This window comes from Variovorax sp. RCC_210 (assembly GCF_041355175.1).
Taxonomy (GTDB): Bacteria; Pseudomonadota; Gammaproteobacteria; order Burkholderiales; family Burkholderiaceae_C; genus Variovorax.
Genome location: NZ_JBFUPJ010000017.1, coordinates 88,217 through 109,331 on the forward strand (window position 1 = coordinate 88,217; position 21,115 = coordinate 109,331).

General features: G+C 70.1%; 23 protein-coding genes. 4 read left to right on the forward strand and 19 right to left on the reverse strand.

The features are described from left to right. Nucleotides 1-16 precede the first annotated feature (16 nt). Nucleotides 17-1,519, forward strand: a complete 1,503-nt coding sequence (locus AB6807_RS33375) for a M81 family metallopeptidase (protein ID WP_371087923.1) — start codon at nt 17-19, stop codon at nt 1,517-1,519. 76 nt (nt 1,520-1,595) lie between these two features. Beyond that, the gene (locus tag AB6807_RS33380; RefSeq protein ID WP_116908335.1) at nt 1,596-2,780 is read left to right on the forward strand and encodes a M20 aminoacylase family protein; all 1,185 of its coding nucleotides are present in this window, start codon (nt 1,596-1,598) and stop codon (nt 2,778-2,780) included. A 50-nt stretch (nt 2,781-2,830) separates the two neighbouring features. Here the strand turns inward: AB6807_RS33380 and AB6807_RS33385 are convergent, their stop codons facing one another. After that, the gene (locus AB6807_RS33385) at nt 2,831-4,072 is read right to left on the reverse strand and encodes a CynX/NimT family MFS transporter (protein WP_371087924.1); all 1,242 of its coding nucleotides are present in this window, start codon (nt 4,070-4,072) and stop codon (nt 2,831-2,833) included. Then, nucleotides 4,069-4,761 (reverse strand): FadR/GntR family transcriptional regulator, encoded by a 693-nt coding sequence (locus AB6807_RS33390; protein ID WP_116908333.1) that lies wholly within the window; start codon nt 4,759-4,761, stop codon nt 4,069-4,071. The genes AB6807_RS33385 and AB6807_RS33390 overlap by 4 nt, the downstream gene beginning before the upstream one ends. Nucleotides 4,762-5,095: 334 nt before the next feature. Between AB6807_RS33390 and AB6807_RS33395 the strand changes: the two genes are divergently transcribed. Then, the gene (locus AB6807_RS33395; RefSeq protein ID WP_371087925.1) at nt 5,096-5,989 is read left to right on the forward strand and encodes a LysR family transcriptional regulator; all 894 of its coding nucleotides are present in this window, start codon (nt 5,096-5,098) and stop codon (nt 5,987-5,989) included. Between the two features lie 22 nt (nt 5,990-6,011). Here the strand turns inward: AB6807_RS33395 and AB6807_RS33400 are convergent, their stop codons facing one another. Together AB6807_RS33400 and pbpC are read right to left on the reverse strand one after the other, a co-directional pair. Next, nucleotides 6,012-7,523, reverse strand: a complete 1,512-nt coding sequence (locus AB6807_RS33400; protein ID WP_371087926.1) for a YgcG family protein — start codon at nt 7,521-7,523, stop codon at nt 6,012-6,014. Nucleotides 7,524-7,567: 44 nt separating this feature from the next. Continuing rightward, entirely contained in the window at nt 7,568-9,904 is a 2,337-nt protein-coding gene (gene pbpC / locus AB6807_RS33405; RefSeq protein ID WP_371087982.1) for a penicillin-binding protein 1C, read from the reverse strand. Between the two features lie 277 nt (nt 9,905-10,181). On the opposite strand from pbpC, the gene AB6807_RS33410 reads away from it, so the two are divergent. After that, complete coding sequence (locus AB6807_RS33410; protein ID WP_116908329.1) at nt 10,182-10,388, forward strand: hypothetical protein; 207 nt, start codon at nt 10,182-10,184, stop codon at nt 10,386-10,388. 174 nt (nt 10,389-10,562) lie between these two features. Here the strand turns inward: AB6807_RS33410 and AB6807_RS33415 are convergent, their stop codons facing one another. The 15 genes from AB6807_RS33415 to AB6807_RS33485 all read right to left on the reverse strand — a co-directional run bounded on the left by AB6807_RS33415 (nt 10,563) and on the right by AB6807_RS33485 (nt 21,104). Then, nucleotides 10,563-11,192: a LysE family translocator gene (locus tag AB6807_RS33415; RefSeq protein WP_116908328.1), complete on the reverse strand. Its 630-nt coding sequence runs from the start codon at nt 11,190-11,192 to the stop codon at nt 10,563-10,565. Nucleotides 11,193-11,217: 25 nt separating this feature from the next. After that, entirely contained in the window at nt 11,218-11,622 is a 405-nt protein-coding gene (locus AB6807_RS33420; RefSeq protein ID WP_371087927.1) for a GFA family protein, read from the reverse strand. Between the two features lie 131 nt (nt 11,623-11,753). Then, nucleotides 11,754-12,029: a DUF2277 domain-containing protein gene (locus tag AB6807_RS33425; RefSeq protein WP_371087928.1), complete on the reverse strand. Its 276-nt coding sequence runs from the start codon at nt 12,027-12,029 to the stop codon at nt 11,754-11,756. Nucleotides 12,030-12,082: 53 nt separating this feature from the next. Next, nucleotides 12,083-12,574 carry an N-acetyltransferase family protein gene (locus AB6807_RS33430; protein WP_371087929.1) on the reverse strand — a complete coding sequence of 164 codons (492 nt, stop codon included), beginning with the start codon at nt 12,572-12,574 and terminating at the stop codon, nt 12,083-12,085. Further along, nucleotides 12,571-13,191: a GNAT family N-acetyltransferase gene (locus AB6807_RS33435; RefSeq protein ID WP_371087930.1), complete on the reverse strand. Its 621-nt coding sequence runs from the start codon at nt 13,189-13,191 to the stop codon at nt 12,571-12,573. Before AB6807_RS33435 ends, AB6807_RS33430 begins: the two co-directional genes overlap by 4 nt. Nucleotides 13,192-13,254: 63 nt before the next feature. Continuing rightward, nucleotides 13,255-14,607 carry an amidase gene (locus AB6807_RS33440; RefSeq protein WP_371087931.1) on the reverse strand — a complete coding sequence of 451 codons (1,353 nt, stop codon included), beginning with the start codon at nt 14,605-14,607 and terminating at the stop codon, nt 13,255-13,257. After that, the gene (locus AB6807_RS33445) at nt 14,607-15,329 is read right to left on the reverse strand and encodes a DUF2848 domain-containing protein (protein ID WP_371087932.1); all 723 of its coding nucleotides are present in this window, start codon (nt 15,327-15,329) and stop codon (nt 14,607-14,609) included. The genes AB6807_RS33440 and AB6807_RS33445 overlap by 1 nt, the downstream gene beginning before the upstream one ends. A gap of 5 nt (nt 15,330-15,334) precedes the next feature. Next, on the reverse strand, nt 15,335-16,657 hold the full coding sequence (locus tag AB6807_RS33450) for an MFS transporter (protein WP_371087933.1): 1,323 nt from the start codon (nt 16,655-16,657) through the stop codon (nt 15,335-15,337). Nucleotides 16,658-16,694: 37 nt separating this feature from the next. Beyond that, nucleotides 16,695-17,384 carry a hypothetical protein gene (locus tag AB6807_RS33455; protein WP_371087934.1) on the reverse strand — a complete coding sequence of 230 codons (690 nt, stop codon included), beginning with the start codon at nt 17,382-17,384 and terminating at the stop codon, nt 16,695-16,697. Nucleotides 17,385-17,528: 144 nt separating this feature from the next. Then, nucleotides 17,529-18,446: a LysR family transcriptional regulator gene (locus AB6807_RS33460; protein ID WP_116908321.1), complete on the reverse strand. Its 918-nt coding sequence runs from the start codon at nt 18,444-18,446 to the stop codon at nt 17,529-17,531. 99 nt (nt 18,447-18,545) lie between these two features. Continuing rightward, a complete protein-coding gene (locus tag AB6807_RS33465; RefSeq protein ID WP_371087935.1) occupies nt 18,546-18,914 on the reverse strand; it encodes a SnoaL-like domain-containing protein in 369 nt (122 codons plus the stop codon). A gap of 81 nt (nt 18,915-18,995) precedes the next feature. Continuing rightward, nucleotides 18,996-19,394, reverse strand: a complete 399-nt coding sequence (locus tag AB6807_RS33470; RefSeq protein ID WP_371087983.1) for a 2OG-Fe(II) oxygenase — start codon at nt 19,392-19,394, stop codon at nt 18,996-18,998. A 14-nt stretch (nt 19,395-19,408) separates the two neighbouring features. Then, the gene (locus tag AB6807_RS33475) at nt 19,409-19,990 is read right to left on the reverse strand and encodes a hypothetical protein (protein WP_371087936.1); all 582 of its coding nucleotides are present in this window, start codon (nt 19,988-19,990) and stop codon (nt 19,409-19,411) included. A gap of 12 nt (nt 19,991-20,002) precedes the next feature. Then, nucleotides 20,003-20,437 carry a VOC family protein gene (locus AB6807_RS33480; RefSeq protein ID WP_371087937.1) on the reverse strand — a complete coding sequence of 145 codons (435 nt, stop codon included), beginning with the start codon at nt 20,435-20,437 and terminating at the stop codon, nt 20,003-20,005. Between the two features lie 16 nt (nt 20,438-20,453). Continuing rightward, nucleotides 20,454-21,104, reverse strand: coding sequence for a hypothetical protein (locus AB6807_RS33485; protein ID WP_116908318.1), 651 nt, complete (start codon nt 21,102-21,104; stop codon nt 20,454-20,456). Between the last annotated feature and the right edge of the window lie 11 nt (nt 21,105-21,115).

Genomic DNA, 21,115 nt, shown 5'->3' on the forward strand with positions numbered 1-21,115 from the left:
GAAAAAAAAGGAATCCATGAAAGTCTTCATCGCCGGTTTCCAGCATGAAACCAACACCTTCGCGCCCAGCAAGGCCGACTGGGCCGCGTTCAACGCGGGCTCCAGCTTTCCGCCGTACCGGCGCGGCGCGGCCATCGTCGAGGCCTATGCGGGGCGCAACATTCCGGTGGGCGGCTTCATCGACGCGGCGCGCGAGAAGGGCTGGTCGCTGGTGCCATCGGCATGGGCCGGCGCCACGCCGTCCGCGCACGTGACCGAAGACGCCTTCGAGCGCATTGCGGGCGCCATCACCGAAGACCTGGCCGCCGCGCTGGCCGACGGCGGCATCGACGCGGTGTACCTCGACCTGCACGGCGCGGCCGTGACCGAGCACCTGGAAGACCCCGAGGGCGAACTCATCGCGCGCATCCGCACGCTGGTGGGGCCCGACGTGCCCATCGTCGCGAGCCTGGACCTGCACGGCAACATCACCGCGCAGATGCTGGCCGAGGCCGACGCGCTGGCCACCTACCGCACCTACCCGCACATCGACATGGCCGACACCGGCCGCCTGGCCGCCACGCTGCTGGAGCGCCGCATGGCGCGCGGCACGCGCGAGCCGCTGCATGCGCGGCGCTTCAGCTTCTTGCTGCCGCTGAACGTGCAGTCGACCATGATCGAGCCCGCCGCCTCGGTGTACGGGCTGCTGAAGGAACTCGACGCGCAGCACGACGCGGTGCTGAGCTTTGCCACCGGCTTTCCGGCGGCCGACATTGCCGAGTGCGGCCCGGTGGTGTGGGGCTACGGCGACGACGCTGGTGCGGCCGTGGCCACGCTGTACGAGCGCATCGACCAGCCGCGCTCGCAATGGCGGCTCGACGTGCTGGAGCCCCGCGTGGCGGTGGCGCGCGCGCTCGAACTGGCCGAGGGCGCGAGCCGGCCGGTGGTCATCGCCGACACGCAGGACAACCCCGGCGCGGGCGCCGACAGCAACACCACCGGCATGCTGCACGCGCTGCTGGCCGAGGGCGCGGGCAAGCGCTACCCGGGCCAGGTCGCGCTGGGGCTCATGTTCGACCCGGCGGCCGCCGCAGCAGCCCATGCGGCGGGCGTGGGCGCGCAGATCCGCATCGCGCTGGGCACCTCGGTGCCCACCTGGGGCGGGCAGTTCAGCGACGCGCCGGTGGAAGGCGTGTACACCGTCACCGCGCTCAGCGACGGGCAGGTGCAGGGCAAGGGACCGATGTCGCGCGGCGGCACGGTGTCGCTGGGTGCCAGTGCCTGCCTGGAGATCGACGGCGTGCGCATCGCCGTGGCCAGCGGCAAGAGCCAGATGCTCGACCGCGAGTTCTTCCGCTACGTGGGCATCGAGCCCGAGGCGATGAAGGTGCTGGTGAACAAGAGCTCGGTGCACTTTCGCGCCGACTTCGCGCCCATTGCCAGCACCATCCTCGTGGCCAAGGCGCCGGGGCCGATGGCCGCCGACCCGGCCGACCTGCCGTGGACCCGGCTGCCTGCCACGATGGCGTTGCATCCCTGAACGCCGCTGCTTTCATTCCTCGCTTCATTCACTTCGTCCACATCACTCACTTCACTCACTTCACGCAGGGCCGACGATGCCGCAGAACGCACAGCATTACCTCGAGTACATGAGAAAGCACGCCGCCGAATTCATGACGGTGCGCCAGCAGATCCACCAGAACCCCGAGCTCGGCTTCGAGGAGTTCGGCACCAGCGACCTGGTCGCCGAGCGCCTCACGGCCTGGGGCTACGAGGTGGAGCGCGGCCTGGGCGTGACCGGCCTCGTCGGGCGCCTGAAGCGCGGCGGCGGCACGCGCGCGGTCGGCCTGCGCGCCGACATGGACGCGCTGCCCATCGAGGAGAAGACCGGCCTGGCCTACCGCAGCGGACGGCCCGGCATCATGCATGCCTGCGGGCACGACGGCCACACGGCCATGCTGCTGGGCGCGGCCAAGTACCTGGCGCAGCACGGCGAGTTCTCGGGCACGCTCAACCTGATCTTCCAGCCGGCCGAAGAGGGCATGGGCGGCGCCGCGAAGATGATGGAAGACGGCCTGTTCGACAAGTACCCCTGCGACGCCGTCTACGCCATGCACAACATGCCGGGCCGCCCGCAGGGCAGCCTCGCGTTCCGCGAAGGCGCGGCCATGGCCAGCTCGGACTACGCCACCGTCACGCTCACCGGCGTGGGCGGCCACGGCGCCATGCCGCACCGCACGGCCGACCCGATCGTGGCGGCATCGAGCATCGTGATGGCGCTGCAGACCATCGTGTCGCGCAACGCCGATCCGCAGCAGATGGCCATCGTCACCGTGGGCGCCATCCACGCGGGCAAGGCCAACAACGTGATCCCCGAGACCTGCACGCTGGAAATCAGCGTGCGCTCGCTCGACCGCGAAGTGCGCGTGCTGCTGGAAAAGCGGCTGAAGGCCATCGTCAATGCGCAGGCCGAGAGCTTCGGCGTGAAGGCGCAGGTGGACTACCGCCGGGGCTACGCGGTGCTGGTGAACACGCCGGAAGAAACCGAGTTCGCGCGCCGCATCGGCTACGAGCTGGTGGGCGAGGCGCATGTGGAGGCGCAGGCCGCCGCCGTCACGGGCAGCGAAGACTTCGCCTTCATGCTCGAGAAGAAGCCCGGCTGCTACCTGTTCATCGGCAACGGCGCCGCGGGCCAGCATGGCGGCTGCATGGTGCACAACCCGGGCTACGACTTCAACGACAGCAACCTGCCGATCGGCGCGGCCTACTGGGCGCTGCTGGCGGAAACGTACCTGCAGTAGAGAGAAAAACCGTACCCCGGCTCACCGCCGTAGAAAAAAGAGGCCCCGGCTCACCGCCGGGGCACGGTCGTCGTGCCCACATGCATCGTGCGGCCCGCGCCCAGCCCGGCGACGACCAGCGCGATGCCCAGCCCGATGAACAGCCACGACGAGGCCCTGAAGCTCCCCGTCCAGCCGTGCAGCAGTCCGGCCAGCAGCGGGCCGAAGGCCGCCACCATGTAGCCCACGCCCTGCGCCATGCCCGAGAGGTGGGCGGCCACGTGCGAGTCGGGCGAGCGCAGCACGATCATCGTCAGCGCCAGCGCGAAGGTGCCGCCCTGTGCAATGCCCAGCAGCACGGCCCAGGCCCACACCCCGCCCAGCGGCGCGAACAGCATCGCCAGCATGGCGGCCACCGTCATCGCGGCCAGTACCACCGCCAGCCCGCGCTGGTTGCGCAGCTTGACCGCCACCGCCGGCACCACCAGGCAGGTGACGACCTGCGTCATGACCGACAGCGACACCACGTAGCCCGCGGTCTCGCTGCCCAGCCCGCGCTCGCGCAGGATGGGCGCGAGCCAACCCATCACGATGTAGGCGAGGGCGGACTGCAGCCCCATGAAGAAGGTGACCTGCCAGGCCAGCCTGTCGCGCCACAGCCCGCGCACGGTAAAGCCCGATTCGCTGGCCACCGGCTTGCGCGGCAGCGCCTGCGGCGCCCAGACGAGCGTGACCAGCGCGGCGGGCAGCGCCCACATGGCCAGCGCCGTGGTCCAGCCGCCGGCCAGCGCGTGCTCGATGGGCACCGTGAGTCCGGCCGCGCTCGCGGCGCCGCCGCACACGGCCATGGTGTACAGGCCCATCATCAGCGCGGCCTGCTTCGCGAAGTCGCGCTTCACCAGGCCCGACAGCAGCACGTTCGACACCGCGATGCCGCTGCCCGCGATGGCGGAGGCCAGGAACAACAGCGGAATGTTGCCGGTGCCGCGCAGCAGCGTGCCCAGCAGGATCAGCACCATGCAGCCCAGCAGCGTGCGCTCGGTGCCGAAGCGCCGGCCCAGGCCCGGCGCCAGCGGCGCGAACACGCCCAGGCACACGATGGGCAGCGTGGTCAGCAGGCTGGCCGCGGTGGCCGAGAGGCCCGTCGCCTGAATGATCTCGGGCAGCACCACCGACAGGCTGGCGAACACCGGGCGCAGGTTGAAGGCGATGAGCACCACGCTGGCGCCCAGCAGGATGCGACGCGCGAGGCTTTGTGGGCCAGCGTGTGCGGCGGCGCTGGAAGTGCCGGATGCGAGGGTGGCCGAATTCATGACGGCGTGCCCAGCGACAGCGCGTTGATCATCGGCGCCATGAAGTCGCGCACCGCCGCGGCGGCCACGTCGGGGTCGCGGCTGGCAATGCCTTCGACGATGGCGCGGTGCGCGGCCTCGTCAGGCTCGGGCAGCACCGTGCCCATGGTGCTGGCGATGGTTTCCTTGATGTAGCCGGTGATGAAGCGGCAGGTTTCGGCCAGCGCGAGGTTGCCCGACACGTCGACGATGGCCAGGTGAAAGGCCAGGTCGCGCTCGATGAACGCCGCGCCGCCATCGCCGCCTTCACCGGCATCGGGCACGCCGCGCTTGTCCAGCAGGGTGTGCAGCCGGCGCAGGTCGCGCGCGGTGTGGCGCACGGCGGCCAGCCGGGCGGCCTCGACCTCGAGCGCGCGGCGCACCTCGAACTGGTCGCGCAGGCTGGCCAGGCGCATCTTCTGCAGGCTGGAAGAGGGGTCGAAGCCCGAGCGGACATAGGTGCCCGAGCCTTGGCGCACTTCGAGCAGGCCGCGCGACACCAGCGTTTTCACCGCCTCGCGCACCGTGCCGCGGCTCACGCCCAGCAACTGCGCGAGCTGCGGCTCGATGGGAATGCGCGAGCCCACGGCCCAGCGCCCGGCGGAGATCTCGGCCCGGATGCTGTCGGCGGCGGTGTCCGCCAGGGAGGTACGGGGAGCTTGGGCAAGCATCTGGGAAGGCCTGGTCATTCAATGATTGGACGAATTCTGCCGCCATTCAGAAGCCCGGGCCAGGGGTGCGGTTGGTTGCCCGTGGTTTGGCTGTGCATCGGTGCGACAGAAGGCGCGACAGAAGTGAAGAGCCTTGTTCGCACGATTGCGCAAGTCGGTTTCAAAGATAAGTGATGAAAAAGTGAACTTCTTCCGAAATACGAAAAACGTTCACTAATTGTTACTAATTATTGCCTCATTCAATGAAAATGAAACCAAAGGTCACTGATCGACGTGCAATTTGCCCGTCCGTCAACCCCCATCGCGCAAAAAACGGAGCCCCGCAGAACTTGAAATGAAGGACTTTTCTTTGTCGGACGTGCGGCTGTTCACCAAGGCCGCCCAGCTTGGCGGACTGACGCCGGCGGCCGATGTGTTGAACGTGCCCAAGGCCTCCGCGTCGCGCCAGCTGCAGCGGCTGGAAGCCACGGTGGGCCACCAGCTGCTGCACCGCGGCGCGGCCCGCTTCGCGCTCACCGACGAGGGGCGCGAGTTTCTGGTGGCGGCCCAGCATGTGCTCACGATCCTGGACGACGTGATGCTCAACCTGTCTTCCGGCGGCAACGCCGTCAGCGGCCGGCTGCGCATCGCCGTGCCGCACTACTATGGGCGCGCGCTGCTCACCAGCCACCTGTCGGGCTTCATGAGCGCCTGCCCGCAGCTCGACGTGGTGGTCGAGACCGGCAAGGACCGCATCGACCTGTTCCGCGACGAGACCGACGTGGCCATCCGCCGCGGCCGCGAAGGCTGCGACGACCTGGTGGCGCGCCACCTGAAGAACGAGCCGCTGATGCTGTGCGCCGCGCCGGCCTACCTGGCGCCGCACGCGCCGCTCGACAGCCTGGCCGACCTGGCGCCGCACACCTTCCTCACGGCCGATGCCGAGGGCCGCAAGCGCGAGATCCACCTGGCCACCACCGAGAAGACGCACCGCGTGCGCGTGGACAGCGTGTGCCAGTCGGACGACCTGGAGCTCATCCTGCAGCTCACGCTGTCGGGCCGCGGCATCGCGCTGCTGCCCGCGTCGCTGGCCATGCCGCAGGTCGAGGCCGGCCTGCTGGTGCCGGTGCTGCCGGCGCTTGCGCTCAAGCCGCAGGAGATCAACCTGGTCTACCTGCCCGCGCGACGCAATTCGCCCAAGATCAAGACCTTCGTCGACTACATGCTGGGCGTGTTCAGGGCGTCCTGAAATCGCGGCGCCAGCTCCAGCCTTACCAGCTTCCGGACGCGCCGCCGCCGCTGCTGGAGCCCCCGCCGCTGTCGGAGGACGAGGACGACGAGGACGAGCTGCTGCTGCTCGACGAGCTGCTCCATCCGCTGTCGTCGCTGTCGCCGCCGCCGCTTTCCATGCTGTCCCAGGGAATAAAGGCGAACAGCAGCGACACGAAGGCGGCGATCACCACCGGCAGCCAGTTGAGGCCGGGCACCGGCCCGGGCTCGCTGACGTGGAACACGTAGCCGACCACGCCCAGCACGATCAGCAGGCGCACCATGAAGCCCAGCAGGCCCCGATGCCACGCCCGGCGCATGCACAGCACGATGACCGTCGCGAACAGCGCGACGCCGCCGATGCCCAGCGCCCACAGAAAGCCCCACCAGAAGCGCTCCGCGCCGAGCGTGAACGCCAGCGCGACCAGCCCCGCGACAACCAGCACGATGCCGCCCAGGATGTAGCGCATCGTGGGCGAGCGGCCGCAGCCGTAGCCCAGGCCGTAGAAGAACGCGCCCGGCATGGCCAGGCCCAGCACCATGACCGGGTTCGCCAGCGCCACCGCGCCGCCGACCAGGCCGGCGCCCGCCAGGCCGAGCGCCACGCGCCAGTCGGGCTTGCGCGGGGGGGCGCCAGGTGACTGAGCGGACTGACCGGACTGACCGGGAGGGGGCGTGATGGCCGCGACCGCGTCGCTCCAGGGTTCGGGCCCGCGGCGGACCTTGCCCTTGCCCGCGAGCTTGCCGACGCCCTTGTTCTTGCGCGGCTTTTGCTGCACCGCCGCGCGGCCGCGTGCATTGGCGGACACGCCGCGCCCATACCAGGCGCCCACGGCCAGGCTCCACGACAGCACGCCGAACAGCGCCCAGCCCTCGGGCGTGACATGGCTGCCCAGCGAAACCGGTTCGGGCGTGGTCTCGACCACGGCGTCGGAGGGCTGGTTGCCCGGGTCGATGGGCGGCACGAGCAGGGCGGGCGGGTCGATCAGCTGCGACAGCGCCTGCACCGCCGCCTGGATGCCGCCCGCGAAGTCGCCGCCACGAAAGCGCGGCGTCATCTCGCGGTCGATGATGCGGGCCGCCTGGATGTCGGTGACCGTGCCCTCCAGCCCCGTGCCCACCTCGATGCGCATCTTGCGGTCCTTCAGCGCCACCAGCAGCAGCAGGCCGTCGTCCGCGTCCGCGCGCCCGAGCTTCCATTGCGCGAACACGCGCGTGGCGTACTGCTCGATGCTGTCGCTGCCGGTGGTGGGCACGATGAGCACCGCGAGCTGGGCCCGCGTGGCCTCCTGCAGCGTGGCGATGTCGCCGCGCAGCGCCTCGGCCTCGTCCGCCTTCAAGGTGCCGGTGAGGTCGACCACGCGCGACTTCATGGCGGGCACGGCCACCTGTTTCGCCTGCGCCGCAAGCGCGGGGAGTGCGGAAAGTGCGCCCCACGCGAGCATTGCAAGGCACAGCCACACCAGCGCCAGCGCCGGTGTTCGCGCCGTGGCCGGCCATCGACGAGCATTCATTCGGGTCTCCCTCCCGCTGGGTTGTCCAGCTGTCTGTCTTGTTTTCAGCGCTTCGCGCTCTTCGTCACCACGCCCGCGCCGCGCACCTCGATGCGCCGCTGGTCGACCACCTTGCCGGCGCCGTCCACCAGCTCGATCACGTGCCGGCCCGGCCATGGCAGCCACTGCGCGCTGTTGCCGCGCGCGAAGAACTTGCCGTCGATGCGCCACTGCACGCCGCGCCCTTCGGACTCGAAGCGCACGCGCTGGCGCAGCGGCGGAATGTCGGGGTCGACCGCGATGATGGTGCCGTCCGACGGCGAGGTGATGCGCGCGAAGTTGGCGTCGTTCGCCATGCCGGTGTCCAGCGCGAACAGCGGCTGCTCGGTGCCCTGCAGAAACCATTCGCTGCGCGCGGCCTCCAGCGGGCTGCCGTCGGGGCCGGCGCCGAACTCGACGCGCGCCTCCACCAGCCCCGGCGGCGGCGCGGGCGCGCGGCTGGGTTCGCGCGCGTGCAGGAAGCGCATCACCTCGGCCCACACCGGCGCGGCGCCGCTGGTGCCGCTCACGTCCCACATCGACTCGCCGCTGGCGTTGCCCACCCACACGCCCACCGTGTAGCGCTGCGACCAGCCCACGGCCCAGTTGTCGCGCATGTCCTTGCTGGTGCCGGTCTTCACGGCCGTCCAGAAGCGGGTCGAGAGGATGCTGTCGAGCCCGAAGGTGCGCGTGCGCGCGTTCGGGTCGGAAAGGATGTCGCCGACGATGAAGGCGGCGCGCGGGTCCATGAGGGGCGCGGCGCCGGGGGTGGCGGTGGCGGTGGCCTTCGCCGTTTTCGCGGCCGGGGCTGCCTTCGTCTTGTCGGCGGTCGTGACCGGCCGCGCCGTCATCGTCGTCGTGCCGTAGCGCCCGCCGTTGGCCAGCATGCGGTAGGCGTTGGTGAGCGACAGCAGCGACACCTCGGCGCTGCCCAGGGCCAGGCTGTAGCCGTAGTAGTCGCCGCTTTCGCGCAGCGGCAGGCCCGCGGCGCGCAGCTCGCGCGCGAATGACTCGGGCGACACCATCACCAGCGTGCGCACCGCCGGCACGTTGAGCGAGGCGGCCAGCGCCGTGCGCGCCGACACCGGCCCCTTGAAGTGCCGGTCGTAGTTCTGCGGAATGTAGAGGCCGCTGGCGGTGCTGATCTGTGCCGACGAGTCCTCGATGAGCGAGGCCGCGGTGATGCGCCGCTCGGCAATCGCCTGGCCGTAGAGCAGCGGCTTGAGCGTGGAGCCGGGCTGGCGCAGCGCGGTGACGCCGTCGACTTCCGCCGCCTGGCTCAGCGGGCCCGACGAGCCGACCCAGGCGAGCACTTCGCCGGTGGCGTTGTCGAGCACCACCAGCGCGCCGTCTTCCACGTGGCGCTCGCGCAGTTCGCGCAGGTGGCGGTGCAGCGTGTCGAGCGCGAAGCGCTGCAGCGGCGCGCGCAGCGTGGTGCGAACACCTGCGTCCTTGCCGCTGTCTTTCTCCCTCCCCCCCTGGGGGAGGGCAGGGGTGGGGGCTGCCCCCGAACCCGCATTGGCTTCTGCATTCGCATCCCTGATCTCCCGCAGCACCCGCCGCGCCGCATGCGGCGCGATGCCTTCGTTCGCATCGAAGGCGCGCCGCTGCACCGCCGCGCTGGTGAACATGTCCAGCGCCTCGCAGTCGACCTTCTGCTGCGGCTCCATGGCGCGCAGCACCTCGCAGGCGCGTTGCGCCACCACCGCCGGCTTGGCGTTGGGCGCGCGCACCAGCGCCGAGGCCACCGCCGCCTCGCGCGCGTCGAGCCCGCTGGGCGCCTTGCCGAACAGCGTGCGCGAGAGCGCGTCGATGCCCACGATCTCGCCGCGAAAGGGCACCGTGTTCAGGTAGGCCTCGAGGATCTGGTCCTTGCGCCAGTTGCGCTCCAGCTGCGCCGCGGCCACCGTCTGGCCGATCTTCTGCGTGAAGCTGCGCCCGCCCGAATTGCGCCGCAGGTCGTCGTCGACCAGGCCCGCCAGCTGCATGGTGATGGTCGAGGCGCCGCGCGTGCGCGTGTTCCACAGGTTGCCCCACGCCGCGGCCGACACGGCGCGCCAGTCGATGCCGCTGTGTTCGAAGAAGCGCCTGTCCTCGCTCAACACCATGGCCGTGCGCAGCGCGGGCGACACGTCGGCCAGCGCCGTCCACTGGCCGCGCCGCACGGTCGGGTCGGTGCGCACGCGCTGCAGCAGTTCGCCGTTTCGGTCGAGCACGGCGGTGTCGGAGGAGCGAAAGTCGCGCTTCACGTCCTCGAAGCTCGTGAAGGCCCAGGCCGGATGCACGCAGGCCGCGGCCAGCAGCGCCGTGGCCAGGGTGACCAGGGTCTTGCGGGGGGAGGAAATGAAGAGCGCGAACTGCATCGAGAGGATCGGCAAGAGGCTTCGTATCCGGAAGTGTGAGGCGGTGACATTCTCCGCGATGCACCACGGGAAGCGCGCCTACTCGCAGACGGGCCGGGGACCGCCCCTGCGAGCGAAAACAGCACGCCAAAGTTCACAGCGTGCTCCACATCCGGTAACCAACTTCACGCAAGCGCTTCCATGCGGAAACCCGTTGCGTACCGGCGTGGCCTTCAATGCAGTACCGGTTCGCAGGAGGCGATTCACCGGTTAGACAACCACTCCAAGGAGAAGTCACATGACGAAGACATTGGCACTCTTGCTGGCCGCCTCGGCCATCCTTGCAGGCTGCGTGGTGGCCCCCTACGACCGCCCGCCACCGCCGCGCGCCGGCTATGGCGACCGGGACCGCGACGGCGTGCCGAACCGCTATGACCGCGACCGCGACAACGACGGCGTGCCCAACCGCTACGACCGCAGCCCCAACAACCCGAACCGCAACTGAGTGAACGGTTGAGCACGCCGCGCCGGCGTGCGAATGCAGTCAGGCACGCCGCGCCGGCGTGCGAATGCAGTCAGGCGCGCCGCGCCGGCGCGCGAATGCAAAAGGCCGCGAAGCCATGTGCTTCGCGGCCTTTTGCTTTTGTTGCCGGTGAGTGCGGTTACCGGCGGCGCGAACTCAGCCCGGCCGGCGCGCCATCAGCGCCCACACCCCGGCCGCGGTCAGCAGCGAGCCGCCCGCCAGGTTGAAGCGCTTCTGCGCGCGCGGCGACGCCAGCAGCCTGCGCGCCGAGCCCGCGAACACCGCGTACAGCGTGGCGTTGGTGGCAGCCAGCACCACGAAGGTCACTGCCAGCACCCACAGCTGGCGCGTCACGTCGGCCGCGGGGCTGATGAACTGCGGCAGGAAGGCGACGAAGAACACGATGCCCTTCGGGTTCAGCGCCGTCACCAGGTAGGTGTTGGCGAACAGGCGCAGCCGCGACACCGGCGCGGCGGGTTTTGCGACCTCGTCGGTCGGCGACACGCCCGCGCGCAGCAGCTTGATGCCCAGGTAGATCAGGTACAGCCCGCCCACCCACTTCACCACCGTGAACCAGAAGGCCGAAGTGGCCAGCAGCGCGCCCAGCCCCAGCAGCGAAACCACCAGCGCAGTCGAGTCGCCCAGCGCCACCGCGGCCACCAGCGGCACGTTGGCACGGCGGCCGTGCGACATCGAATAGCTGATGACGGTGAGGATGGTCGGTCCGGGAATGACCAGCATCACGGCGGAGGCTGCGACGAAGGCGAGCCAGAGTTCGAAGGGCATGGCGGTTGTGCTCCTGGTGTGTCGTTCAAAGATGCCGGGTCTCGGCCGGTGGAAGGTGCCAGCTGTTGTTGCGCCCGTCAACATAGGTGATGGGGGAGTTGATGAGCTCCTCGGGCTCGGCGTCGTCCAGGCAGGTGACGTTCACCCCGTAGATCGCGCCGCCGTCCTCGGGCTTGTTGCCCAGCCCGAACGACCGCACGCCGCAGTGCTTGCAGAAGAAGTGCTTGTTCTGGCGCGTGTGAAAGAGGTATTCGGTCAGCTCTTCCTGTCCGGCCAGCAGCCGGAAGGCATCGGGCTCCACGGCCGCGGGCCAGAAGCGGGTCTTGGTGCAGATGGAGCAGTTGCAGCGCAGCGTGCCCAGGCTCAGGTCGATGTCGGCTTCGAAACGAACGGCGCCGCAGTGGCAGCCGCCGGTATAGGTCTTTTTCATAACGCTTGCGTGCTCGGCAATGTGCGCGATGTGGCGCTGCGAAGCACCATAGCAAAGGCTTGGGTCGGGCGCTTGCGTTGGGTCTTTGGGGGCTCGTCGTGACCGCTCCCCGAACGGCAACCCCCAAAACCTCAACCCGCGGAACCGAACCGCACCGCACTGCGAGCCTTCGCGCGCTCCGCTTCGATCTCCCGGTCGCGCGGCTCAGCCGTCGTCACCAGCGATTCGAGAAGTCGCGCCGCCGTGGCGCTCACCTCGTCGACCGCGCGTTCGAAGGCTTCTTCGTTGGCGCGCGACGGCACGCTGAAGCCGCTGAGCTTTCGAACGAACTGCAGGGCCGCCGCGCGAATTTCCTGCTCGGTGGCCGGGGGCTCGAAGTTGTAGAGGGTCTTGATGCTGCGGCACATGGGCGCTCTCCGTTCGACAAGGGGCGCAGCACGCGAAGGCTGCGCCGCCCAGTCTAGCGAAGCAGGGCCATGGCGTGGGCATCGTGGTAGATGCCGCCGACCAGCGACGCCCGGCGCTGCAGGCCCTCGTGCACGAAACCGAAGCGCTCGTACAGCGCCTTGGCGTTCAGGTTGTCCGCACGCACGCTGAGCTCGATGCGCGTCAGCCCGCGCGCCCATGACTTGTCGATGGCCGCCTGCAGCAGTTGCGCGCCCAGCCCGCGGTGCCGCGCCTCGGGCAGCAGCGCGATGCCCAGCAGGCCGATGTGCGCGCGCGAATGGCCGAACACCGGCGACACATCGCACCAGCCGACCACCTTCTCGCCGTCGAGCGCGACGAAGTGCGCAAAGCCGCTGTCGATCACGCCGCGGTAGAACGCCAGCGACTTTTCCAGCGGCGGCGCCTGCATCAGCGCCAGGAACCGGTGCTCGCGCGCCACCACGTCGAGCGCGCGGTGCAGGCTTTCGAAATGGGCTTCGGTGGTGGCGACGACCGCGCAGCTCATGCGCCGCGCTCCCTCGCGGCGAGCAGCCGCGCCTCCAGCCGCGCCTCCAACTGCGCCTTCACCTGCGGCCACTCGTCATCGATGATGCTGAAGCGCACCGAGTTCCGCTTGCGCCCGTCCGGCATGATCCGCTCGTGCCGCACGATGCCCTCCTGCTTCGCGCCCAGCCGCAGGATGGCGGCGCGCGACTTCGCGTTGATCTCGTCGGTGGTGAGCTGCACGCGCACGCACTGCATCGCTTCGAAGGCGTGGCGCAGCATCAGGTACTTGGCCTCGGTGTTCACGAAGGTCTTCTGCCACGAGGCCGCGATCCAGGTGCTGCCGATTTCCAGCTTGCGGTTGATGCGGTCGATTTTCCAGAACCGCGTGGAACCGATGACCCGGCCCGTGTCGGGCAGCACGGTGGCAAAGGGCATCACGGTGCCCGCCGCCTGGCCCGCGAGGGCGTTGCCGATCCAGGCGTCGACGGTGTCGGCTGAGGGCACGACGGTGAACGGCAGGTTCCAGAGCGCGCCGTCGGCGGCGGCTTCGACCAGCGCCGCCGCGTCGGACGCCAGCAGCGGGCGAAGGAGCAGTCTGGCGCTGGAGAGTGAAGGTTGCGGTTCGGTGAGGGACATGAACCGGAAGATAGCCGATGACGGCATGGCGCCGTCACCGGATACCACCGGCTCCATCTTGCCTCAGGCGGGCCGCACCACCCGTTCCGCGGCCAGCGCCACCGCGGCCAGGCGCGCGTCGTCGCCGCGCACCGAAGACAGCATCAGCCCCACCGGCAGTTCGCCCGGTGCATGGCACGGCAGGCTGAAGGCGCAGCCGTCGAGCAGGTTGATGGCGAAGGTGTTGCGCAGCAGCAGGCCGTTGGCCTTGAAGAAAGCGGCGTCCTCCGCCAGCGACTCGATGGGCGGCGCGACGACGGGCACGGTCGGGCACACGAGCGCGTCGAAGCCTTCGATGGCGCGCTCCATGCGCCCGATCCAGTCGCGGCGGCGGTCCTGCATGGCGATGTAGTCGGCGGCGCGCACCTCGGTGCCCAGCGCGATGCGCGCGGCCACGCGCGAATCGAAACCGTCGCGCTTCGTGGCGAAGCGCTCGCGGTGCACGCCCGAGGCCTCGACCGGCGAGAAGCCGCCCGGTGCGTTGACGGTCGCGATCTCCGCGAGCTCGGCCAGCGTGATGTCCACGATGTGCGCGCCCGCGGCCGACAGCGCCTGCAGCGCGCGCTCGAAGGCCTGCGCCACGGCGGGCTCGATGTCGTCGAACATCAGCGTGCGCGGCACGGCCAGCCGCATGCCCTGCAGTGGACGGCGGCTCACGGCGAGCGGCGTGTCGGCAATGGCGGCGTCGGCGGCCAGGCAGTCTTCCACGCTGCGCGCCATGGCGCACACCGTGTCCAGCGAGCGGGCCAGCTCGAAGGCGCCGGTGCGCGGCACGCGCGACTGCGTGCTCTTGAAGCCGACCAGCCCGCACAGCGCGGCCGGAATGCGGATGGAGCCGCCCGTGTCCGAGCCCAGCCCCGCCACCGCGAGGCCCAGCGCCACCGACACGGCCGCGCCGGAAGACGAGCCGCCCGGAATGCGCGCCGTGACGGCGTCCGCCGGATTGGCCGGCGTGCCGTGGTGCGGGTTGATGCCCACGCCCGAGAACGCGAACTCGGTCATGTTGGTCTTGCCGACGATGGCCGCGCCCTGCGTGCGCAGCCGCGCCACGGCCGCCGCGTCGTGCGCGGCCGGCGGCTCGCCGGCGCACACGGCGGAGCCCGCCATGGTGGTCTCGCCGGCCACGTCGTACAGGTCCTTGACCGTCACGGGCAGGCCGGCGAGCGGCCCGAGCTCGATGCCGGCCTTGCGGGCCGCGTCGGCATGGCGCGCCGCGGCGCGGGCGCCGTCGGCGTACAGGCGCGTGAACACGTGCGCCGCCGCGGGCTGCGCCGCGGCCTCGAGCACCTGGTCGACCAGGGCCTCGTGCGACAGCTCGCCGCGGGCGATGCGCGCGCGCAGGGCGGCGATGGTGGCGATGGTGAAGTCGCTCCCCATCACGCCACCACCGGCAGTGCCTGCACCGCGTAGCGATGCACGATGCGCCGCTGCAGCCGGGGGTCGTGCAGCTCGATCTCCATCTGCGCCGCCGGGCGAATGCCTTCGCCCCTGGCGTTGGGCAGTGCGCCCAGCGTGCCGCAGGTCATGAACAGGCCCTCGGGGGCGGCGTCCACGCCGGGCATGCCGTCGCGCAAGGCGGCCAGCGGGCGGATCGAGGCGAGCGTGCCGCGCTGGTAGTCGACCCAGCGGCCGTCCTCCAGGATGCGCGAGTGCAGCTCGATGCTGTCCTGGTGCGCCTGCACGTCGGCCCAGCGCCAGGCGGTCTCGGCCACGGGCTTGGCGCACATCTGCTTGGAGACGGCCACCGAGTAGCTCTCGACCTGCCGGTCGGTGTGGTCCGAGGCCACGCTCAGCCACCACTCGCCCTGCGAGAAGAAGAACACCGGCTCGGCCTCGCCGGAGCTCTGCTCGCCCAGCGCCTCGATGTCGGGCGACTGCGTGAGCAGCTGCGCGGCCACGCGGTAGTACAGCGGCACGCTCGAAGGGCGCGGCACGCCGATGGCCGCCAGCTCCTCGATGTGGTGCTCGATGGCCGCGGTGTCGCGGCCGGTCCAGCCTGCCACCACCAGCGCGCGCGGCGCGAAGGTGTGCACGGCGGTGGAGCGCGTGCCGCTGGCGGAAACGCTCTCGCAGGCGAAGCTCAGTCGTTGTGTGCTCATTTTTTTCAGATCTCCAGCGGACGCTTGGCGGTCTCGCGTGCCACGGCCAGGGCAACCAGCGTCAGGCCCAGCGCACCCACCACGTACAGCGACACGGCGGTGGTGCTGCCCCACGACTTGAACAGGCTCGCGATGATCAGCGGCGCAAAGCCGCCGCCCAGGATGCCGGCCAGCGTGTAGGCCAGCGAGGCGCCCGCGTAGCGCACGCGGCCGGGGAACTGCTCGGTCACGAAGGCGGCCTGGGGGCCGTACATCATGGCGTGGATCAGCAGGCCGACCACCACCGCCGCGCAGATGGCGACCGGGTGCGCGCTGTCCATCAGCACGAAGAACACGAAGGCCCACACCATGCCCAGCAGCGCGCCGGCCATGTAGACCGGGCGGCGGCCGATGCGGTCCGACAGCCCGCCGAACCACGGCACGGCAATCGCGTTGCAGGCCGCGCCGATCATCGTGGCGGTGAGCGCCAGCGGACGCGACAGGTGCAGCACCGTGGTCACGTAGGTCAGCGTGAACACCACCACCAGCGCATACAGCACGTCGGAGCCGATGCGCGAGCCGCCGGCCACCAGCAGGCTGCGCCAGTGCTGGGTGAACACTTCCTTGATGGGCGTCTTGGCGGTGGCCTTCTTCTGTTCCATCTCGAGGAACACGGGCGTCTCGTCCACGCCGCGGCGCAGCCACAGGCCGAACAGCACCAGCGCGACGCTGGAGATCAGCGGCAGGCGCCAGCCCCAGGCCTGGAATTCCTCCGGGCTCAGCCAGGCCGACACGATGGCGATGAAGCCCGTGCCGATCAGCGTGCCGCACGACGGGCCCACCTGCGTGAACGAGGCGTTGCGCCCGCGCTCGTCGGGCTTGCCGTGTTCCATCGACAGCAGCACCGCGCCGGCCCATTCGCCGCCGAGCGCCACGCCCTGCACGAAGCGCAGCGCCACCAGCGCCACCGGCGCCCAGATGCCCCAGCTGGCATAGGTGGGCAGCAGGCCCATCAGGCCGGTGGAGATGCCCATGATGACCAGCGTGGCCACCAGCACGAAGCGCCGGCCCAGCCGGTCGCCCAGGTGGCCGAACACCACGCCGCCCAGCGGGCGCGAGATGTAGCCGACCGCGTAGGTCGAGAAGGCCAGGATGGTGCCGGTCAGCGGGTCGAACGAGGGGAAGAACACCGCGTTGAAGACCAGCGCGGCCATGATGTTGTAGACGGTGAAGTCGTACCACTCGAGCGTGGTGCCGATGGAGCTGGCCATGGCCAGGCGGCCCATCTTGGGCGCACCGGCGGCACCGGTCGCGGCGGCCGGCGTGGCGGGAAGAACATGTTCGGTCATCGGAGTACCTTGGTTCGGTGAAGACATGGGGGTCGGGTCAGCGCAGCTCGGCCGCGCTCAGCTTCCAGCCGAGCGCGAGCAGCCAGCCGGTGGCGGGGTCGGTGTCGAAGGCGGCGGCGGCCGAGGCACGCGCGGTGCGCGCCGCGGCAACGTGGCTGGTTTCGACGACCAGCATGGGCTGCAGCACGCGGCCTTCAGTGGATTCGCGCGGCAGCGGCGTGCTCAGCGCGGTGTCGGGCACGAGCAGGTACGACTGCACGAACCCTGCCTGCTCGGCCAGCGCGCTGCCCACGCGCGTGGCGTGGGCGGCCAGCGCCTCGATGTCCGCCGCGGCGGACAGGGGCAGCACGACCGCATGGCTGCCGCTGCCGAAGCCGGTCACGGCGCGCACGGCGCACACGCGGCGGATCGGCTGGCGCATGCGATCGAGGTTGGCGACGGACCACGGCGTCTGCTTCTCGAACGCGGCGCGGTAGCCCGGCGAGCCGAACACGGCCAGCGATTCGGTGCGGTACAGCCCGAGGTATTTGCGACCGCCTTCGAGCGACGAATACCGCGCGCCCGACAGGAAGCCGGGAATGCGCACGCGCTCTTCCACGTGCTCGCGGTCGTACCAGCGGTTGAAGTCGGCATCGTCGGCGGCGTCGACGTCGGAGGCGACGAACAGCAGGCCGTTCACGGCCGCGGCGTCGGTGTCAGGAAGGGCGGAAGAAGCGGGAGTGGTCATGGCGGCGGAGGGGCGGGCGGGCCTTCGAAATTTGAAGGCGCGATCTTCCGTCGCAGGGTGCCGCTGTCACAAACGAGTTTTTCTGGGCGACAGCCACAAGAATTACTGGCCCCTTCCTGGGGCGGAAATGCACGTTTTCGAGGGTTAACCCTCTGAAGCCCCGCTCCAGGTTGGTGCGATTGCAGAGGCCGTGAACTGGTCCGACGCGCGGCACGCCAGCTCGGCCACGAGCCGGATGGCGTCGGAGTCGGCGGCCTCCAGGTGGCTCACCACCAGCCGCTGCGGCGAGATGAGCGCATCGCATTCGATGATGCGCACGTCGCCGATGGCCACGTACTCGTACACCGGCGGCAGCGGCACCAGCGCGTTGCCGAAGCCCGCCTTCACCAGCCGCGCGAGCGCGGAAATCGAGCTCACGCAGTGCACCTTGCCGAGCGGGATGCCCACCGCGCGGTACAGGTTCTTCAGCGCCTCGTGCGGCTGCGAACCCGGGCTCATGGTGAGCACCGGCTGGCGCAGCAGCTGCTCGACGGTCTGCGTGCCCTCGGCGCTCATCTGCCCGACCCAGCCCATGGGCATCGGCAGGCAGGGCGTGCTCACGATGCCCGCGCCCGCGATGTGGTCGGTCTGCAGCGCGATGTCCAGCGCGCCCTCGCGCAGGCCGCGGTGCAGCGCCAGCGTGGTCTCGGAGGTCAGCTGCACCTCGATGCCGGGGTAGGTGGAGCGCAGGTTGGTCAGAAAGCCCAGCAGCCAGGTGTGCACCACCGTCTCGATGGCGCCGATGCGCACCAGCCCCAGCAGGTCTTCGCGCGGGCGGCCGAGCGAGACGATTTCGCGGCGCAGCTCCAGCAGCCGCTCGCCGTAGTCCATGAGCCGCACGCCCACCGGCGTGAGCCGCAGCTCGCGCGCGTCGCGCTCGAACAGGCGCGCGCCGATGTCTTCTTCGAGCGAGGCCACGCGGTTGGACACCGCCGCCTGCGTGATGTGCAGCCGGTCGCTGGCCGCGCGGAAGCTGCCTAGCCTTGCGGCCCAGAGAAAGGCTTCGACAAATCTTGTATTCATGAGGGCACCTGCGGGGCATTTTGCCGGGATTCGGGCCGGCGTCGTGCAGGTGCGAGTGCGGTGCAGGTGCGGTGCAGTGCCTTGCGTGCCCCCGCTGCCTCAGCCGCCCATCGAATAGAAGAACTCCTCGCGCACGATGGCGCCGTCCTTCACCGTGTAGAGCCCGGCCTCTTCCATGGTGAAGCGCTGGCCCGTGGCCTTCATGGTCACGTCGAACTCGAAGCCGACGATGAAGCGGTCGTCGTGCGGCCAGGGCCCGGTGATCTTGGCCGAGTGCACCTCGTGGTTGTCGCTCCACCACTTGCCCTTGGCCTCGATGGCGGCCAGGCCGACGGCCTCGCGTTGCCCACCGGGTGGCGCGCCCGCCTCGACGCTCACGGCGTCGTCGGCGTAGAGCGCCCTCGCTTCGTCGAACTTTCCGTCCCGGCACAGCGCGACGAGCCGGGTCGCGATTTCCATCGTGGTCATGGCGTTCTCCTGAAAAAAGAGGGGAAGGCAGTTTAGGCCGATGGATGTGACGCCGGGCTTTCAACACTGCCCGTGTCGCGGTCAGCCGTTCGGCGATGCCGGTGCCTTGTCCTTGCGCACCCAGCCCAGCGAGAACACATAGCGGCTGCCGCCCACCACGCGCGTCACGCTGTGCTCGCAGGCGTCGGGCCTGAAGAGCTTGATGCGGCGTGTGGCGAAGATCGGCGCCGCGCACACGAACTCGCCGCCCGCGCGCGGCGACTTCAGCACGATGTTGAGCCGGTAGTGCCGCCCGACCTGTACCGGGTCGGTGTGCGGCGGGATCTCGGCGCCTTCGGGGTAGCGGATGAGATAGCTGTCGAAGGGCAGCGGCCAGCGCGCGGTGGCCAGCAGCATCTTGTCGTAGCCCGTGCCCTGGCGCCCGCGCTGCCAGCGGAAGGCCAGCGAGAGGTAGCTGCGCAGCGATGCGGGGAAGGACATGGCCATGGCTGGCGTCAGCCCACGCTGGGCGCGGCAACGCCGAAGAGCGTGGCGGTGAAGGCGCGGTCGTAGTCGGGGTCGCCGCCGAAGCTCAACGCGATGTGGCCGCGCCAGGTGATGTCGAACCGGTCGGTGCCCGCGACGCGCTCGAACCGGATGCGGTGGCGTGCGACCGCGCCATGGCCGAAGAGGTAGATGTGGAAGGCGTTCGCGGCCTGGTCGGCGGGCGGTGGGTCGTCCACCGTCGCTTCGAAGCCGTCGAGGCCCTGCAAGCTGTAGCCCGCCACTGGCCCCACCTTGAAGCCGGGGAACCCTGGCCACTTCGTGGACGAGAGGGTGCAGCGGTGGTAGTTGGTCCAGACGCCGGGGGCTTCCCAGTCGGAGGCGAAGTCTTCGCCATCCTCTTCGCCATCCTCTTCGTCATCGTCTTCTTCATCGGCCTGCTCGATCTCGCGCTCCGCGTCGTAGGCGGCCGTCTGCAGGTGCAGGTCGAACCACACGTTGCCGTCGCGCACGCTGGCCGTCCACTGGAAGCTTTCCACCGGGTGGCCTTCGGGCCAGGGGTTGCCGGGGAAGAGGATGCGGTCCTGGGTCATCGGGTCATCGGGTCATGCGTCGTTCGGCTGGATCAGGTCCCACCGGTTGCCGCACAGGTCCTGGAAGACCGCCACGGTGCCGTGCGGCTCGTGGCGCGGCGCTTCGAGAAAGCGCACGCCGTGCGACACCATGTGGGCATGGTCGGCCGCGAAGTCGGGGGTGTGAAGAAACAGGAAGACCCGGCCGCCGGCCTGTTTGCCGACGCTGGCCTCCTGCTCGTCGGTCACGGCCTTGGCCAGCAGCAGCGCGGCGCCGCCGTCGCGTGCGGGCGCCACCACCACCCAGCGCTTGCCGGGGCCGCGCGGCGTGTCCTCGACAAGCTCGAAGCGCAGGGCCTGGGTGAAGAAGCGAATGGCTTCGTCGTAGTCGCGCACCAGCAGGGTGACGGTCGCCAGGCGGCGTGGAAGCGGGATTGGGAGCGGATGTGCAGAGGGGGCAGGGCTCATGGGGCGCCGCCCGCGTTCAGGCAAAGACGATGGCCGTCTTGTGCGCAATGCTCAGCCGTGCCATTTCATACAGCAGCAACCACGACGCGTATTCGCGGTACAGCCCTTCGTCCGTCTCGCCCAGTGCGTCGATGCGCGCGGCTTCCTCGTCCGACAGCTGCCCGTCGACCAAGGTGATGCCCAGCGCGGGCGCGACCTGCACCAGCTCGTCGCGCAGCCGGTACGACGAACCCAGCATGCCGCCGGTCAGCGCCTCGTCTTCCGACTCGGCGTCGGAGAACAGCACCTCGTCGAACTCGACCGGCACATAGAAGCCTTCCGCGTCCGAGTGGCAGATGAGGTGGCTCTCGGCGATGTCGAGCGCGGCCTGCACCGCCGGGTCTTCCGACGGGTCGGCACCTTCTTCCACCGGCGTTGCCGTCCAGCCCGGCGACACCACGCTGTGCGCGTAGGCGCGGCGCAGGTAGTGGATGAACGAGTACGGAAACCCGTCGAGCGACGCGCGCGAATCCAGCGCGGGCAGCTCGCGCGGCTCGTCGTGCGGCGGCAGGCCCGCCGACGCGAGCACGCCGTTCACGATCTCGAAGTCGCCCTCGAACCATTCGGCGCCTTCGGGGTCGTTCTGCAAAAAGTCGGCAAGCGTGCCGACGCTGATGGCCAGTCCCATGGGGGTCGTCC

What these genes read in the sequence shown, in the direction of transcription:
- AB6807_RS33410 (WP_116908329.1), top strand. Translation starts at nt 10,182, where the DNA reads ATGACGAAGACATTGGCACTCTTGCTGGCCGCCTCGGCCATCCTTGCA.
- AB6807_RS33400 (WP_371087926.1), bottom strand. Translation starts at nt 7,523, where the DNA reads ATGAATGCTCGTCGATGGCCGGCCACGGCGCGAACACCGGCGCTGGCG.
- AB6807_RS33385 (WP_371087924.1), bottom strand. Translation starts at nt 4,072, where the DNA reads ATGAATTCGGCCACCCTCGCATCCGGCACTTCCAGCGCCGCCGCACAC.
- AB6807_RS33475 (WP_371087936.1), bottom strand. Translation starts at nt 19,990, where the DNA reads ATGACCCAGGACCGCATCCTCTTCCCCGGCAACCCCTGGCCCGAAGGC.
- AB6807_RS33390 (WP_116908333.1), bottom strand. Translation starts at nt 4,761, where the DNA reads ATGCTTGCCCAAGCTCCCCGTACCTCCCTGGCGGACACCGCCGCCGAC.
- AB6807_RS33460 (WP_116908321.1), bottom strand. Translation starts at nt 18,446, where the DNA reads ATGAATACAAGATTTGTCGAAGCCTTTCTCTGGGCCGCAAGGCTAGGC.
- AB6807_RS33375 (WP_371087923.1), top strand. Translation starts at nt 17, where the DNA reads ATGAAAGTCTTCATCGCCGGTTTCCAGCATGAAACCAACACCTTCGCG.
- AB6807_RS33470 (WP_371087983.1), bottom strand. Translation starts at nt 19,394, where the DNA reads ATGTCCTTCCCCGCATCGCTGCGCAGCTACCTCTCGCTGGCCTTCCGC.
- AB6807_RS33415 (WP_116908328.1), bottom strand. Translation starts at nt 11,192, where the DNA reads ATGCCCTTCGAACTCTGGCTCGCCTTCGTCGCAGCCTCCGCCGTGATG.
- AB6807_RS33465 (WP_371087935.1), bottom strand. Translation starts at nt 18,914, where the DNA reads ATGACCACGATGGAAATCGCGACCCGGCTCGTCGCGCTGTGCCGGGAC.
- AB6807_RS33430 (WP_371087929.1), bottom strand. Translation starts at nt 12,574, where the DNA reads ATGAGCTGCGCGGTCGTCGCCACCACCGAAGCCCATTTCGAAAGCCTG.
- AB6807_RS33435 (WP_371087930.1), bottom strand. Translation starts at nt 13,191, where the DNA reads ATGTCCCTCACCGAACCGCAACCTTCACTCTCCAGCGCCAGACTGCTC.
- AB6807_RS33440 (WP_371087931.1), bottom strand. Translation starts at nt 14,607, where the DNA reads ATGGGGAGCGACTTCACCATCGCCACCATCGCCGCCCTGCGCGCGCGC.
- AB6807_RS33480 (WP_371087937.1), bottom strand. Translation starts at nt 20,437, where the DNA reads ATGAGCCCTGCCCCCTCTGCACATCCGCTCCCAATCCCGCTTCCACGC.
- AB6807_RS33420 (WP_371087927.1), bottom strand. Translation starts at nt 11,622, where the DNA reads ATGAAAAAGACCTATACCGGCGGCTGCCACTGCGGCGCCGTTCGTTTC.
- AB6807_RS33425 (WP_371087928.1), bottom strand. Translation starts at nt 12,029, where the DNA reads ATGTGCCGCAGCATCAAGACCCTCTACAACTTCGAGCCCCCGGCCACC.
- AB6807_RS33485 (WP_116908318.1), bottom strand. Translation starts at nt 21,104, where the DNA reads ATGGGACTGGCCATCAGCGTCGGCACGCTTGCCGACTTTTTGCAGAAC.
- pbpC (WP_371087982.1), bottom strand. Translation starts at nt 9,904, where the DNA reads ATGCAGTTCGCGCTCTTCATTTCCTCCCCCCGCAAGACCCTGGTCACC.
- AB6807_RS33380 (WP_116908335.1), top strand. Translation starts at nt 1,596, where the DNA reads ATGCCGCAGAACGCACAGCATTACCTCGAGTACATGAGAAAGCACGCC.
- AB6807_RS33450 (WP_371087933.1), bottom strand. Translation starts at nt 16,657, where the DNA reads ATGACCGAACATGTTCTTCCCGCCACGCCGGCCGCCGCGACCGGTGCC.
- AB6807_RS33455 (WP_371087934.1), bottom strand. Translation starts at nt 17,384, where the DNA reads ATGACCACTCCCGCTTCTTCCGCCCTTCCTGACACCGACGCCGCGGCC.
- AB6807_RS33445 (WP_371087932.1), bottom strand. Translation starts at nt 15,329, where the DNA reads ATGAGCACACAACGACTGAGCTTCGCCTGCGAGAGCGTTTCCGCCAGC.
- AB6807_RS33395 (WP_371087925.1), top strand. Translation starts at nt 5,096, where the DNA reads ATGAAGGACTTTTCTTTGTCGGACGTGCGGCTGTTCACCAAGGCCGCC.